The following is a 13,604-nucleotide window of genomic DNA, read 5'->3' on the forward strand; positions in this document are numbered from 1 at the left end:
GGCGGGAGGGGATCGACATGTGCAAGCACGAAGGCCGCCAAGCCAATAGATTAGGAAGATGGCTGAGCTCACACCCCTGGCGCAACTGGCAGAGAAGCACCACATCGGAACCACATTCAAGGGATGGGACGGAACTCCGCAAACGGTGAGCGACGCCACCCTCATCGCGGTCCTCACCGCTTTGGGCGTTCCCTGCGCGGATGACGACGACGTCGCCTCCTCCCTCCGTGCCGCCGAAGCGGCGCCGTGGCTCAGTACGCTGCCCGCCGCCGTCGTGATTCGCCAGGGTGACCCCACCACGGTGGCCGTTAATGTCGAGCCGGGTGCCGCACTCTCCCTCCGATTGGAGCTTGAGGACGGCAACCACTTGCCGTTGACCCCGGAAGCGGTGCAGGAAAAGGAGGTGGCCGACAAGACCATCAGCCGCTTCGAGGTGAAGATCCCGCTCGACCTGCCACTGGGGTGGCATACGCTCCTTGCGAACGATGGATCGACCGACAGCAGCTGCACCGTCGTCGTGACGCCACGCAAGCTCAGCACCGCCGATCGCCTCAGCCGAACGTGGGGGCTCATGGCGCAGCTGTACTCCGTGCGGTCCCGGTCGTCGTGGGGGATCGGTGACCTCGACGATCTTGCTCGGCTGGCCGAGATCTCCGCTGACAAGGGTGCCGGATTCGTGCTGATCAACCCGCTGCACGCGGCGCAGCCCAAACCGCCGGTGGAGGCGTCCCCTTACCTGCCGAGCACGCGCCGTTTCTTCAACCCCATCTACCTGCGTGTGGAGAACATTCCCGAATTCAAGAAGCTTACTGACACCGACTCGGACACGGTCCGCGAGCTGGCATCCCGTTTCAAGGATGCAAACCAGAATGCGGAAGTCATAGAGCGGGATCCCAGTTACGCCGCCAAGCTGGAGGCGCTGGAACGCCTTTTCGCCGTACGGCGCACGCCTGAGCGGGAGGACTCATTTCGGCAATTCCGGAAGGAGGCCGGGCCGGGGCTCGAGAATTTCGCCCTGTGGTCGGCCCTCGCTGAAATCCTGCCCGAAGGGGCGCCTCAATGGGATGCCCCGGAGTTCCTCGAGGCCCAGCGTTCCAACCTTGCCGACCGCATCGAGTTTCACGCCTGGCTCCAGTGGCTCTGCGACCAGCAGTTGGAGGAAGCCCAGCGGGCGGCAATCAACGCCGGGATGAACCTTGGAATCATGCACGACCTGGCGGTGGGCGTTCACCCCGCCGGCGCCGATGCCTGGACGCTGCGCGACGTGCTGGCCTCCGGTATCAGCGTCGGTGCCCCGCCTGACATGTTCAACCAGCAGGGCCAGGACTGGGCACAACCCCCGTGGCACCCGGAACGGCTTGCTGAATCCGGGTACGCGCCCTACCGGGACATGCTGCGCACCATCCTCCGGCACGCGGGCGGAATCCGGATCGACCATATCCTCGGTCTCTTCCGGTTGTGGTGGATTCCGCAAGGGTCCATGCCCGGGGACGGCGCCTACGTTTACTACGACCATAAGGCGCTCATCGGAATCCTTGCGCTGGAGGCAGAACGGGCCGGCGCCGTCGTCGTCGGTGAGGACCTTGGCGTGTTCGAGCCGGGCGTCCAGGAGTACCTGGCTGAGCGTGGCGTGCTCGGCACGTCGATCCTGTGGTTTGAGTACGACGACGATGAGCCCCGCCCTGCGGAGCAGTACCGGACGGCGTGCCTCACCACGGTCACCACGCACGACCTGCCGCCGACTGCCGGGTACCTGGCCCACCGCCACGTTGAGCTGCGCGAACAGCTCGGACTGTTAAGCCGGCCGGTGCAGGAGGAGAAAGCTGCAGACCGGGAAACGCAGGAACAGGTACTCTCCCTTGTGCGATCCACTACGGGGACTGCGCCTGCCACGGTTCAGGAGACGGTGGAAGCGATGCACTCCTTCATCGCCCGGACGCCTTCCGTACTGCTCGGCGTGGCGCTGACGGACGCCGTCGGCGAGGAGCGCACCCAGAACCAGCCGGGAACCACCGCAGAGCAGTATCCCAACTGGCAGGTCCCGCTGGCGGGACCGGACGGCGTCGTGCTGGTTGAAGACCTGCCGAAGCTGGCCCGGTTCGACGCGCTGGTCCGGGCAATCGGGGACTAACAACGCATACCGTTCATCGCATTACGATGACCGTTCACCGCTCGACGGCGATACTTGCCCCGGGCAATGTGTGACCTACTGCACAATGTTCTGTGGTGGGGGCCGAGCGGACGATGACGTCCAACATATAGAGAAGGGGCATTTCGTCCATGAGCTGGCTTGACAGGGAACACACCATCGCCCCACCCGGATACAACCGCTGGCTGATTCCGCCGGCGGCACTTGCCGTGCACCTGTGCATCGGCCAGGCATACGCCACCAGCGTCTACAAGACGGCGCTCGTGGAACACTTCGACGCAAGCCTGACCCAGATCGGTCTGATCTTCTCCATCGCCATAGTGATGCTCGGCCTGTCCGCCGCCGTCATGGGCACCTGGGTGGACACGAACGGACCGCGCAAGGCCATGTTCACCTCGGCAATGTTCTGGGTGAGCGGTTTCCTGGTGGGTGCGCTCGGCATTTTCACCAACCAACTGTGGCTGGTGTATCTCGGCTACGGCGTCATCGGCGGAATCGGTCTCGGTATCGGCTACATCTCGCCCGTGTCCACGCTGATCAAGTGGTTCCCGGACCGTCCGGGACTGGCCACCGGAATGGCGATCATGGGGTTCGGCGGTGGCGCGCTGATTGCCAGCCCGCTGTCAACCCAGCTGCTCAAAATGTATGACCCGAACTCGGGCAGCGAAGGATGGGTTGCCAGCGGCGACGCGGTGGGGATGCTCTTCGTGACCCTCGCAGTGATCTATCTGATCTACATGGTGTTCGGTGCTTTCACTATCAAGGTCCCCGCCGCCGACTGGCGTCCCGACGGCTTCGACCCGAGCACGCTGAAATCGAAGCCACTTGTCACCACTGACAACGTCTCGGCCAAGAACTCCATCCGCACCAAGCAGTTCTGGCTCGTTTGGGTTGTACTCTTCTGCAACGTGACGGCGGGTATCGGCATTCTTGAGCAGGCTGCACCGATGATCCAGGACTTCTTCCGCCAGCCCGACGGACTCAGCGCTGTTTCGGTAGCGGTGGCCGGGGGCTTCGTTGGCCTGCTGTCCATCGGAAACATGGTTGGACGCTTCGTCTGGTCGAGCACCTCGGACCACATCGGACGCAAGCGCATCTACATGGTCTACCTCGGCGTCGGTGCCGTCCTCTACACGGTGCTGGCCCTCGCAGGCGCTTCAACCACGATCCTCTACGTGCTGCTCGCGTTCGTGATCATCTCCTTCTACGGCGGCGGTTTTGCCACCGTCCCCGCGTACCTTCGCGACCTGTTCGGCACATTCCAGGTGGGCGCCATTCACGGCCGACTGCTGACGGCCTGGTCCGCAGCCGGCATCGCCGGACCCCTGATCGTCAACGGGTTCCTTGACGCACGCGGAACGCCCGGACAGTTGGTTGCTGCGGATTACCAGCCCGCCCTGTTGACCATGGTTGGCCTGTTGATTGTCGGTTTCACCGCAAACCTGCTGATCAAGCCTGTGGATTCCCGCTTCCACGAACCAAAGAAGACCACCGAACCTGCGATGGAGGCATGAGATGGAAATGACCAAGGCTCGTCTGACTGTTGTGTGGGCGCTGGTGGCAGTGCCGCTCGCCTATGGAATCTTCCAGACCCTCACGCGGGTGGCCGCGCTTTTCACGGGATAGCCGCCAGCCCGTTCTACATCAGCGAGAGCACGAACGCGAGGACAAACCCTGCGGCAGTGGCCAGTGCCACTGCGGGTCCGCCGTGTTCATAAGCCTCCGGCATAAGGGTGTCAGCGAGCGACGCGATGACGGCGCCGGCCGCGAAAGCGAGTGGAAGCGAGATGGTTTCAGGAGCGGCGCCGGAGAGCGGTCCGGCGCCGATGATGACGGCAATCACAAGCAGGACTGCACACGCCGTCCAGAGCCCCAGAATGCGCCCCTTCGGCATCCCCTGGCTCCGCATGGAGGCCGAGCCCACCAGCGACTCGGGTAGGTTCGAGACGAAAATAGCTGCGAGGAGCGCGAGTCCCCCGCTGCCTTCACCGAGAGCGACACCGAGCGCCACGTTCTCCGGCACGCCGTCGAGCGTGACAGCTGCAAGGAGGGCCAGACCGGCAGCGCCGCGGGCGGAGGTGCTGGAAGGCTTCTTCTCCTGGGCAGCGGCGTCCGTGTCGAGCTTGGGGCTGCCCTCGTACTCGTCCGCCGGAATATCCTGGTCGCCCGGCTGAGCCCACTTGTCGAGCAGTGCGCTCAGGACGGTGAAGACAACCGCGCCCGCAAAGAGGCCCACAGCAGCGAGAACGAGCCCGCCATGCTCATAGGCATCCAGGAAGAGTTCGAAGGCGAGCGCGGTAATGAGAGACCCTGCGGCGAAAGCCAGCAGGATCGCCAGGATCCGCTTCGGCAGCTCGAACCGGATACCGATCAGCGAACCGATGATCAGCGGCGTCGAAGCCACCAGACCGAAAAGCAGGGAGGTACCCATGCCGGAAGTATAAGCCTTGCGCGGGATTCGTCGATTGGTTGCAGGATCATCGGGTATGAACGACGATCCTCCAACCCATCGACGATTATGCCGAGTGGAGCAGCCGGATCAGACGCTTGCGGTGAGCTCCGCCGTCGGGATGGCTTCCTTCGCCGGGAACGACGGCGCGTGGACGCCCGCCATTTCTTCCATGACGCGCACAACCTGGCAGCTGTAGCCGAACTCGTTGTCATACCAGACGTAGAGGACCAGGTTCTTGTCGTTGCAGATGGTGGCGAGGCCGTCAACGGTGCCGGAGCGGCGTGAACCAACGAAGTCGGTTGATACGACGTCGGGGGAGTCGATGTAGTCCAGCTGCTTGCGGAGGTCAGAGTGCAGCGACATCTTGCGGAGGTAGTCGTTGACATCGTCCTTCGTGGACGCGTCCTCCAGCGAGAGATTCAGGATAGCGATCGACACGTCCGGGGTAGGTACGCGGATTGAGCTGCCGGTGAGCTTGCCCTGCAGTTCCGGCAGCGCCTTCGCAACAGCCTTTGCGGCACCCGTCTCGGTGATGACCATGTTGAGGGCTGCGGAGCGCCCGCGGCGGTCGCCCTTGTGAAAGTTGTCGATCAGGTTCTGGTCATTCGTGAAGGAGTGGACGGTTTCGACGTGCCCGTGCACGACACCGAACTCATCGTTGATCGCTTTGAGCACCGGCGTGATGGCGTTGGTGGTGCAGGACGCCGCGGTTACGATCCGGTCGTCAGCGGTGATGTCCGTGTGGTTGATGCCGTGGACGATGTTCTTGAGCCCGCCCTTGCCCGGCGCAGTCAGCAGAACCTTCGCAACGCCCTTGCTCTGGAGGTGCTGGCTGAGCCCCTCTTCGTCACGCCAGCGCCCGGTGTTGTCCACGACCAGCGCGTCCTTGATGCCGTACTGCGTGTAGTCGATGGTGGACGGATCATTGGAGTAGATGACCTGGATGCGCACGCCGTTGGCGGTAATCGTGTTGGTGGCCTCATCCACCTGGATGCTGCCCTCGAAGGAGCCATGCACCGAATCACGGCGCAGCAGGCTGCCGCGCTTCATGAGATCGTTCTCGGCACCCTTGCGCACCACGATCGCGCGCAGGCACAGCCCGTGTCCGCCGCCGGCCTTCTCAATCAACAGCCGAGCAACCAGGCGGCCGATGCGCCCGAAACCATAGAGAACGACGTCGGTGCTCGTCCGCTCGTCGGCGCCGCGCTTGCCCACGACGTCGGACAGTTCCTCACGGAGGAACTCCTCCAGGGTAGGACTGCCGGCCTCCTCCTGAATCAACCTGTATTTCTGGCTGAGGCGGGCGACGTCGATGGATGCGGCACCAAGGTCCAAGTCCGCGAGGGTGCGCAGCAGAGGCGCGGTCTCTTCGAGGAGCAGCTCTTCCTTGCTCATGCGGCGGGCGAAACGGTGTGCCTTGAGGATGCCCATGGTGGACTTGTTGATGAGGCTGCGCCCGTGGATGCTGGTGACCACGTTGTTCTCACGGTAGAGGCGGCCGATGACGGGAATCATCCCCTCGGCGAGTGCCTCCCGGCTCATCCAGGTGTCGCGGGTGACTGAAGGGTTGTGATCCACGATGATCAGGTCCTCTCTCTCACCGGATTGTCCGGCGTTGCCGCTCCTCCGAGAAAGAAAGGGCGGCTGATTTTGTTGGTCTGTTGCCGTGCAGATCCGGTCGACATCGACGTCGGGCGGTGCGGCACGGTGATGCTGCAAGGATATCCGCCGCTACCTGCCGCAGATAACTCCTCAGGCCCATCTGTGACCAACGGCATAAGCCCCGAAAAGGCCGGAACGCCTCTACGGACATCTCATCCGAAGGAACTAGGTCATGCGGGGGAGCAGAACAGGACCGGCCGCTGACTACACTGGCGCAGGAACACTTCGGAGGGTGCTGGACGTCGACATGCTGAATATTTTGAGGCGGCTCGTGCCCCCAACGGGCTCCGAGGAAAGCCGCTGGGAGCGGCCCAGCCCCATCCAGGAGCAGCTGCGCAAGGACCTGATCGGCGTCGTCGTTTTCTTCCTGATCAGCGCTGTCGCGCTGGAGTTGAGCAGGGGCGTCGGGGCCATGGCCGAGGAGCGCAGCCCCATCTGGCTGCAGCATTGCGTTCTCGCCCTGATGATCTTCCCGCTCGTGCTCCGGCGCCGCTTCCCCGTCGCGGTCATGCTGGTGATGTCCGCGCTCTTCATCATCCTCAGCCTCTGGATTCCAGCCCTCTCCATCCAGCTCTCGTATCAGGTTGCCTATTTCGCCTCGCTGTACTCGGCGGTGGCGTGGGCCAAGGACAGGCGCGTGCTGTGGCTCGGCACCACCTTTGTGGTGGTCGCCATGACGCTGTGGCTGATCCTGTCCCTCACGGTTTCGAACACATTCGACGGCATGCTGGAGCGGGTCTCCGAGGGGGACGAAACCTGGCGGGGAATCCTTGACCCGCTGACCTCCGCGGCGGTCTACAACTTCATGGTGAACTTCGCGTACTTCGGGGGCGCCATCCTGGCCGGACTGTCCTCCTGGCGCAACGCCCTGCAGCGCACTCAGCTGGCTCAACAGGCCGAGCAGATCGCGCAACAGTCCGCCGAGCTTGCCCGGCGGGCCGTCATCGAGGAACGGCTCCGGATTGCGCGTGAGCTTCACGACGTCGTGGCCCACCACGTGTCCGTGATCGGAGTCCAGGCCGGCGCCGCCCGCCGTGTGATGGACCGGAAACCGGACGTCGCGGCTGAATCGCTGCGCACCATCGAACAGGCCAGCCGTCAGGCCGTGACCGATATGCGGAACCTGCTGGGCGTGCTGCGGTCGGACACCTCGGTTGAAGGAGCCGACGACGACGGCGGCCGCCATCCGGAGCCCGGGCTCCCCGACATCAGTGCCCTGGCTGAGTTGCAGCGTGAGTTCGGCCTGGATGTCACCTTTTCCCGGATTGAAGACGTTTCGGGAGCCCTCGACGACGTGTCGGCGCCGCTGGCGCTTTCCCTGTACCGGACGGCGCAGGAATCCCTCACCAACGTCCGCCGCCATTCCACCGCCTCGGCAGCCGTCATGACCCTGCGGACCGGGCAGACCGCGGAACAGCGCTGGGTGGAACTCGAGACGGTGGACAACGGAAGGCCGCGCCCGCGAGCAGAACCCGGGTCAGGGTTCGGGCTGCAGGGCATCCGGGAACGGGTAGCGCTGCATCGCGGTGCCGCTGAAATCGGTCCCCGGGCGGACGGAGGCTGGCGGGTCCGCGCCCGCTTCCTGATGTCCTAAGCACAGGTCATCCCGAACGTCCTCACCATTCCCAAAACTTCACACCGAAAGACGTCATGGACAAGATTCGAGTACTGCTAGCTGACGACCAGGGGCTGGTCCGTGCCGGTTTCGCCACCATGTTGTCCGTTGAGGACGACATCGAGGTGGTGGGACAGGTCACCAACGGGCAGGAGGCGGTCGACTTCGCCACCTCGCACGATGTCGACGTCATCCTCATGGACGTGCAAATGCCGGTGCTGGACGGCATCAGGGCCACGGAGCAAATCACCGCGGCCGGCCGCGGCAAGGTCATCATCCTGACCACCTTCGAGCGCGACGATTACCTGTTCGACGCGATCCGCGGCGGTGCGAGCGGCTTCCTCCTGAAGAACGCCGAACCGGAAGATCTGATTGCAGCGGTCCACGCGGTGGCCGGCGGCTACGCGCTGCTGGCACCGGAGGTTACTGTCCGGGTGATCGAACGGTTCACCAGCCAGTTCGATGGTGCCGGCACCGCCCCGGCGCACAAGCACCCCACACCGGAGCAGCAGCACAAACAGCGGCTGCTCGCCTCGCTGACGCAGCGTGAAAAGGAAGTCCTGGTGTGCATGGCGTCAGGGCTCAGCAACGCCGAGCTTGCCGGGAAGCTGTTCCTCGCCGAGGCTACGGTCAAGTCCCACGTGTCCTCCCTGCTGGGCAAAATCCAGGTGCGCGACCGGGTACAGGCAGTCGTGTTTGCCTACGAAAGCGGGCTCATCCGTCCGGGTGAATGAAAGTTCCGTCTTTCGGCGCATCCCCGAACTGGCCCGCCTCCCTAGTGTTGATCCCAGGAAGACCAAACGGGAGGAAACCCATGTTGCAGGTGCAGAACCTGACCCGCCGTTTCGGCGAGAACACCGCCGTCGACGATGTGAGCTTCACTGTCCCTTCGGGCGAGATGACCGGGTTCGTCGGCGCAAATGGTGCCGGCAAGACGACCACCATGCGCATGATCATGGGTGTGCTCACCGCGCAGGCCGGGGAGGTGCTGGTTGATGGACGTCCGGTCACCGCGAATGACCGCGCCACCTTCGGGTACATGCCCGAGGAGCGGGGCCTCTACCCGAAGCAGCCCATTCTCGATCAGCTCGTCTACCTCGGGCAGCTGCACCGGATGAGCCAGTCGGATGCGCGGTCGCGGGCGCAGGAGTTGCTTGAACGGTTCCAGCTCGGCGACCGGGGCAAGGACAAGCTGGAGTCGCTCTCGCTCGGTAACCAGCAGCGGGTGCAGATTGCGGCGTCGCTCCTTCACCGCCCGTCCGTACTCATTCTCGATGAGCCCTTCTCAGGCCTGGACCCGGTGGCCGTCGATTCGATGGTGGAACTGCTGCGCGAACACACCGCGCAGGGGGTTCCTGTCCTCTTCTCAAGCCACCAGCTCGACCTCGTGGACCGGCTGTGCGACAACCTGGTGGTCCTGCAGAAGGGCCGGCTCGTCGCCTCGGGGACAGGCGACGAACTCCGCGCGACAGCGCCCCGGCGTCACCGGCTGACGGTCTCACCCGACGCCGGCTGGGTACGTGAGGAAACCGGTGTGCGCGTCATAGACGTGGCAGGACGGGACGCCGTCGTGGAATTGGACAACGACGACGACGCCCAACGCCTCCTCGCCGCTGCCATGACGCGGGGCAGTGTGCACGAGTTCAGCAGAATCCGACCCAGTCTCAGCGAAATCTACCGGGGGGTATCCCAATGAGCACCGAAACCGCATACAGGCAACAGCAGCGAGGGCCGGCGTCGTCGTCCCCTTCGGGGCACAACCCGCAGCCGGCCTGGCTGATCGTAACGCTGCGCGAGGTCATGGTGAAGGCAAAGGATCGCGGCTTCGCGATCTCGACACTCGTGACCCTGGTGCTGATTGTCGCGGGCGTCGTTTTCAACGCCTACATGTCCACCCGGGGCGAGGAGTACACCGTCGCGGTGAGCTCGAACGCCGGGGAGTCTGTGGTCGCCCTCGCACATGAAGTAGGCCAGGACGACGACGGCAACACGGCCTTCGAGACGATAGCCACAGTGTCCGATGATGCAGCGCTTGAGCAGGTCCGGACCGAGGGAGCCGACGCAGCCCTCATCCGCGGGGGCGACGGTACGTGGACCCTGACCGGCAAGAACGAGGTACCCCGAGGTCTGAGCAGCGGCCTGGGTGCCGCCCTGGAGGCCTACGCCCTCGAGTCGAATGCAGCAGCTGCGGGGACCACTTCCGAGCAGCTGCTCAGGGGGTCGACGCTGGAGGAGTCGCTCCTGGAGGGCAACGCGGAAAACCAGGCCGTTGCGGACGTGGCCGGCTTCGCGTTCAGCTTCCTGTTCTACATGGCGTCCATCATCTTCGGAATGGCTATTGCCAATTCGGTGGTGGAAGAGAAGCAGAACCGCGTGGTGGAGATCCTGGCCACTGCGATCCCTGTGCGGCAGCTGTTGTACGGCAAGGTGCTGGGCAACACGATCCTGGCGATGATCCAGCTGGCGCTGTACGGCGGAGCGGCGCTGCTCGCGTTGAACCTCACGGACACCGCGGACATCATCGGCAGCATCATCCCCGCGTCCGGGTGGTTCATGGTGTTCTTCCTGTTCGGTTTCCTGATCCTGGCCGCCATGTGGGCGGTGCTCGGGTCGCTGGCCAGCCGTGCGGAGGATCTGACGAGCAGTTCGACACCGGTCATGGCCCTGATCTTCGCTGCACTGGGTGCCGGGTTGTTCGCCTCGGGCCAGCTGCTCGTCATTGCGTCCTATGTGCCGGTGGTGTCATCCGTTGCGATGCCGATCCGCATGCTGAACTCCGAGGTCGCGCTCTGGGAACCGATCCTGTCACTGGTGCTCGCGCTCGCTGCTGCGGTTGCGTTGCTCCATCTCGGCGAGAAGATCTACCGCCGTGCTGTGATGCAAGGCGGTGGAGCGCTGACCCTGCGCAAGGCGATGAAGCTGGAGCAGTAGGGCAATCCCGCAGAATTGGCCCTTGGGTTCAGGAAACGCCGGTTCGATCCGACGGACGTGCACCCAAGGGCCATTTCTGCGCCCGTCGGGTCGAGTGGGTAGAGGTGGGGACGATTCCCACGAGCACTACGTTGGTACTGGCAAGACACCATCTCCCACGGAAGGTACTCAGTCATGGCCGGATTCGGCTCGCTCGGCAAGATCGCGAAGGAACTCGCCCGCAACCCCAAGGTCCGCGAAGCGCTCAACAGCCCCCAGGCCAAACAGATGGGCAGCAAAGTAGTGGACCGCGTGGCTGACGTTGCGGACAAGGCAACCAAGGGCAAGCACCAGGACAAGATCCAGAACGCCCGCGGCCAGGCGCAGAAGCATCTGCGTGGACCGGGTGAAGGCCCCGACGCAAACCCGAACAATCCCGGGTCCCCCCGCCTCTGAGCTTGAGCGAGGCAGCGGACTTCATCGACGCCGCGCTACAGCGCGAGGCGTCGTGGGAACGGGCGGATGCACAGAACGCGCTCGACGACGGCCTTCGCTACTACGGGTCTTCCGTCGGCGCCGTGCGCGGCACCGTACGGGATGCCAGCCGTAAGTTCCGGGGGATGGACCGGCAGGATGTGCTTTTCCTTAGCGCCGAGCTGTGGTTCGAGCCGGTGTTCGAGCGGCGTCTCGCCGCCGTGGTTCTGCTGCAGTCCTCCGTTTCCCTGCTCCGGCACTCGGACCTCGCCCGCCTGGAGCGTTACGTGCGGGATAGCCGGAGGGAGTCGCTGGTGGATCCGGTGGCGGTCGACGTCGTCGGGCCGTTGGCTGCGCGCCTGACCGGGCCCGAGCGCTCCCACGCCGAGGAGGTGCTGGACCGCTGGGCCGCAAGCGCCGACCCCTGGCTCCGGCGTGCAGCCCTGCTTGCTCCGCTGCGCGAACTGCGCTCCGGCCAGGGAGACGGTGATGCCTTCCTTCGCCGTGCGCATCTGGTGCTGGAGAAGAACGACGACGGCGGGCCGGTCCGCGGCGCGTTCGAAGTGCTTCACGCAGAACTGGGGAAGAGGCGGCCCGAGCTCCTGGTTGAGCTGCCCCAGAGCTAGCGCCCGAAGAGTCGCCCGACAAGAGCCGTGCTACTCCAGCCGTCGGCGTTTCGGGAAGGCGATCCGGTCCAGGTCATTCGCGGCGACAACCTGCGTGACGACGGCGGCCGCAGCCGCCTGCTCCTGCAGGACGCTCACATCTGGGTAGCGGGACGAGAAGTGGGTCAGCACCAGGATGCCGGCGTGCCCGTTCCCGGCGAGCGCGCCCGCTTGACCGGCGGTGAGGTGGAGGTACTGGGAGGCGAGGCCGGCATCGTCGTTACTGAAAGTGGATTCCGCAACCAGGAGGTCCGCGCCGTCCGCCAGTGCGTCTGCGCCCTCGCACTCGGCCGTGTCCATGACGAAGGCGAAGCTCTGTCCAGGGCGGGGAACGCTCACGTCCTCGACCGCGGTGCCACGGAGATGTCCTTCCCGCTGCAGGCGGCCGACGTCGGGCCCCATGATTCCAGCCGCAGCGAGACGTTCCGGGATCAGACTGCGGGACGCCGGCTCGTTGAGTCGGTAGCCGTACGCCTCGATCCGGTGCCGCAGCGGTTGCACCTCGAGTCCATCGGTGATGGCGCCCGGTGACCCATGCGGGCTGAGCCGAAGGTCAAGGCCCGGAGTGGCGAGCGACACCAGCGCACGGACGGCCTCTTCGCCGGACGCTGGGTAATGGAGGTGTATGGGATGGTCGACGCCGTCGAGCACCATGCGGGACAACACGCCGGGAAGGCCGAAACTGTGGTCGCCGTGGAGGTGCGTGAGGCAGATTCGCGTGATGCTTGACGTCCCGACTCCGGCATACGTCATCTGCCGCTGGGTCCCTTCACCCGGGTCGAAAAGCAGGCCTTCACCGTCCCAGCGGAGCAGGTAGCCGTTGTGGTTGCGCGTTCGGGTGGGAACCTGTGAGGCGGTGCCGAGGATCACGAGTTCGCGCATGGATTCGAGTGTGCCATTGTTGCGTCGGCTTCGGGCGACCTCGCTTGTTATCACGCCTTCCAGCGAGCGGCAGGCAGGTGTGTTGACGGAGCCCCAAGCTGTCCGTTCCCTCCCCAAAGTCCTCCCGTGGGGAGTAACGTGTTCGGCATCAGGAACGCCGAGCTGGGGAGAACCGTGTGAGCAGCGATACCAATGACTTTGAGGACGAGGTTGCCGACGGTCTGAAGAATCTGCAAAATCCGATTCCGCGCGACGTGGTCCAGGCGGATCAGGACGAGGATGAAGCGAGCGGCACAAAGCTCGGAGTGAACGAAGCTGCCGGACCCGCCGAAGAGAAGGATAAAGAGACCGACGACGAGCGCGAGCTCACCACCGACATCAGCCCCAGCGACTAGGACTCGTAACCGATGAGCCAGTGAAGGCCGTGACGGTCGATCACCTGGCCGTCCGAAGCGCCCCACGGCTTGGGCCCCAGGGGGTCAACGACCGAACCGCCTTCTGCCAGCCTGTCGAACCAGTCATGGAGGACGTGTGGTTCTGCGGTGCCGAGCAGGGAGAGCATCAGCCCCTCGAACCGGACACTCTTTCCATCGGCTCCTGCATCCGATCCTGCCAGCGCAACCATGCCGCTGAGCGTTCCGTGAGCGATTGCGTCAGGCGTGCCCTCGTCGCGGCCGGAATCCTGGTGGGTGTGCAGGGATAGCTCCCCGCCGAAAACGTCCGCATAGAAGGTGAGTGCTTCGCGGGCAGTACCGGGGAAGCTGACGTAAACCTGGGGTGCTGTCATGGGCACAG

The 13,604-nt window shown here is 64.6% G+C and carries 14 protein-coding genes; 10 read left to right on the forward strand and 4 right to left on the reverse strand.

The genetic code is table 11. From position 1 onward, the window contains the following. Nucleotides 1–58 precede the first annotated feature (58 nt). From malQ to AC5RU3_RS11395, 3 genes are all read left to right on the forward strand, one after another. Nucleotides 59–2,131 carry a 4-alpha-glucanotransferase gene (gene malQ / locus AC5RU3_RS11385; RefSeq protein ID WP_493965572.1) on the forward strand — a complete coding sequence of 691 codons (2,073 nt, stop codon included), beginning with the start codon at nt 59–61 and terminating at the stop codon, nt 2,129–2,131. Between the two features lie 149 nt (nt 2,132–2,280). Continuing rightward, nucleotides 2,281–3,663, forward strand: coding sequence for an OFA family MFS transporter (locus AC5RU3_RS11390; protein WP_493965573.1), 1,383 nt, complete (start codon nt 2,281–2,283; stop codon nt 3,661–3,663). Nucleotides 3,664–3,670: 7 nt separating this feature from the next. After that, nucleotides 3,671–3,775, forward strand: coding sequence for an MFS transporter small subunit (locus AC5RU3_RS11395; protein WP_458115770.1), 105 nt, complete (start codon nt 3,671–3,673; stop codon nt 3,773–3,775). A gap of 13 nt (nt 3,776–3,788) precedes the next feature. Here AC5RU3_RS11395 and AC5RU3_RS11400 read toward each other — a convergent pair whose 3' ends face one another. Together AC5RU3_RS11400 and AC5RU3_RS11405 are read right to left on the reverse strand one after the other, a co-directional pair. Continuing rightward, on the reverse strand, nt 3,789–4,580 hold the full coding sequence (locus AC5RU3_RS11400; protein WP_493965574.1) for a ZIP family metal transporter: 792 nt from the start codon (nt 4,578–4,580) through the stop codon (nt 3,789–3,791). A 108-nt stretch (nt 4,581–4,688) separates the two neighbouring features. Then, the gene (locus AC5RU3_RS11405) at nt 4,689–6,179 is read right to left on the reverse strand and encodes a glyceraldehyde-3-phosphate dehydrogenase (protein ID WP_493965575.1); all 1,491 of its coding nucleotides are present in this window, start codon (nt 6,177–6,179) and stop codon (nt 4,689–4,691) included. Between the two features lie 256 nt (nt 6,180–6,435). Between AC5RU3_RS11405 and AC5RU3_RS11410 the strand changes: the two genes are divergently transcribed. The 6 genes from AC5RU3_RS11410 (at nt 6,436) to AC5RU3_RS11435 (ending at nt 11,888) form a co-directional block, all read left to right on the forward strand. Further along, nucleotides 6,436–7,857 carry a sensor histidine kinase gene (locus AC5RU3_RS11410; RefSeq protein WP_493965576.1) on the forward strand — a complete coding sequence of 474 codons (1,422 nt, stop codon included), beginning with the start codon at nt 6,436–6,438 and terminating at the stop codon, nt 7,855–7,857. A gap of 56 nt (nt 7,858–7,913) precedes the next feature. After that, nucleotides 7,914–8,612 carry a response regulator gene (locus tag AC5RU3_RS11415; RefSeq protein WP_309070529.1) on the forward strand — a complete coding sequence of 233 codons (699 nt, stop codon included), beginning with the start codon at nt 7,914–7,916 and terminating at the stop codon, nt 8,610–8,612. An 80-nt stretch (nt 8,613–8,692) separates the two neighbouring features. Further along, complete coding sequence (locus tag AC5RU3_RS11420) at nt 8,693–9,574, forward strand: ABC transporter ATP-binding protein (protein ID WP_493965577.1); 882 nt, start codon at nt 8,693–8,695, stop codon at nt 9,572–9,574. Then, nucleotides 9,571–10,809: an ABC transporter permease gene (locus AC5RU3_RS11425; RefSeq protein WP_309070531.1), complete on the forward strand. Its 1,239-nt coding sequence runs from the start codon at nt 9,571–9,573 to the stop codon at nt 10,807–10,809. Before AC5RU3_RS11420 ends, AC5RU3_RS11425 begins: the two co-directional genes overlap by 4 nt. 174 nt (nt 10,810–10,983) lie before the next feature. Continuing rightward, the gene (locus AC5RU3_RS11430; RefSeq protein ID WP_493965578.1) at nt 10,984–11,244 is read left to right on the forward strand and encodes an antitoxin; all 261 of its coding nucleotides are present in this window, start codon (nt 10,984–10,986) and stop codon (nt 11,242–11,244) included. Nucleotides 11,245–11,246: 2 nt separating this feature from the next. Next, nucleotides 11,247–11,888 carry a DNA alkylation repair protein gene (locus AC5RU3_RS11435; protein ID WP_493965579.1) on the forward strand — a complete coding sequence of 214 codons (642 nt, stop codon included), beginning with the start codon at nt 11,247–11,249 and terminating at the stop codon, nt 11,886–11,888. A gap of 30 nt (nt 11,889–11,918) precedes the next feature. Here AC5RU3_RS11435 and AC5RU3_RS11440 read toward each other — a convergent pair whose 3' ends face one another. Continuing rightward, nucleotides 11,919–12,809 carry a ribonuclease Z gene (locus tag AC5RU3_RS11440; RefSeq protein ID WP_493965580.1) on the reverse strand — a complete coding sequence of 297 codons (891 nt, stop codon included), beginning with the start codon at nt 12,807–12,809 and terminating at the stop codon, nt 11,919–11,921. Between the two features lie 176 nt (nt 12,810–12,985). Between AC5RU3_RS11440 and AC5RU3_RS11445 the strand changes: the two genes are divergently transcribed. Then, entirely contained in the window at nt 12,986–13,204 is a 219-nt protein-coding gene (locus AC5RU3_RS11445) for a hypothetical protein (protein WP_493965581.1), read from the forward strand. Here the strand turns inward: AC5RU3_RS11445 and AC5RU3_RS11450 are convergent. Continuing rightward, nucleotides 13,201–13,596: a VOC family protein gene (locus AC5RU3_RS11450; RefSeq protein ID WP_493965582.1), complete on the reverse strand. Its 396-nt coding sequence runs from the start codon at nt 13,594–13,596 to the stop codon at nt 13,201–13,203. The two genes, AC5RU3_RS11445 and AC5RU3_RS11450, sit on opposite strands and share 4 nt — an antisense overlap. Nucleotides 13,597–13,604 lie beyond the last annotated feature (8 nt).

Source organism: Arthrobacter sp. MDB1-55 (assembly GCF_059092925.1).

Coding starts and splice junctions, on each gene's coding strand:
- AC5RU3_RS11450 (WP_493965582.1), bottom strand. CDS start 13,596: ATGACAGCACCCCAGGTTTACGTCAGCTTCCCCGGTACTGCCCGCGAA.
- AC5RU3_RS11400 (WP_493965574.1), bottom strand. CDS start 4,580: ATGGGTACCTCCCTGCTTTTCGGTCTGGTGGCTTCGACGCCGCTGATC.
- AC5RU3_RS11410 (WP_493965576.1), top strand. CDS start 6,436: ATGCGGGGGAGCAGAACAGGACCGGCCGCTGACTACACTGGCGCAGGA.
- AC5RU3_RS11425 (WP_309070531.1), top strand. CDS start 9,571: ATGAGCACCGAAACCGCATACAGGCAACAGCAGCGAGGGCCGGCGTCG.
- AC5RU3_RS11420 (WP_493965577.1), top strand. CDS start 8,693: ATGTTGCAGGTGCAGAACCTGACCCGCCGTTTCGGCGAGAACACCGCC.
- AC5RU3_RS11390 (WP_493965573.1), top strand. CDS start 2,281: ATGAGCTGGCTTGACAGGGAACACACCATCGCCCCACCCGGATACAAC.
- AC5RU3_RS11395 (WP_458115770.1), top strand. CDS start 3,671: ATGACCAAGGCTCGTCTGACTGTTGTGTGGGCGCTGGTGGCAGTGCCG.
- malQ (WP_493965572.1), top strand. CDS start 59: ATGGCTGAGCTCACACCCCTGGCGCAACTGGCAGAGAAGCACCACATC.
- AC5RU3_RS11430 (WP_493965578.1), top strand. CDS start 10,984: ATGGCCGGATTCGGCTCGCTCGGCAAGATCGCGAAGGAACTCGCCCGC.
- AC5RU3_RS11415 (WP_309070529.1), top strand. CDS start 7,914: ATGGACAAGATTCGAGTACTGCTAGCTGACGACCAGGGGCTGGTCCGT.
- AC5RU3_RS11440 (WP_493965580.1), bottom strand. CDS start 12,809: ATGCGCGAACTCGTGATCCTCGGCACCGCCTCACAGGTTCCCACCCGA.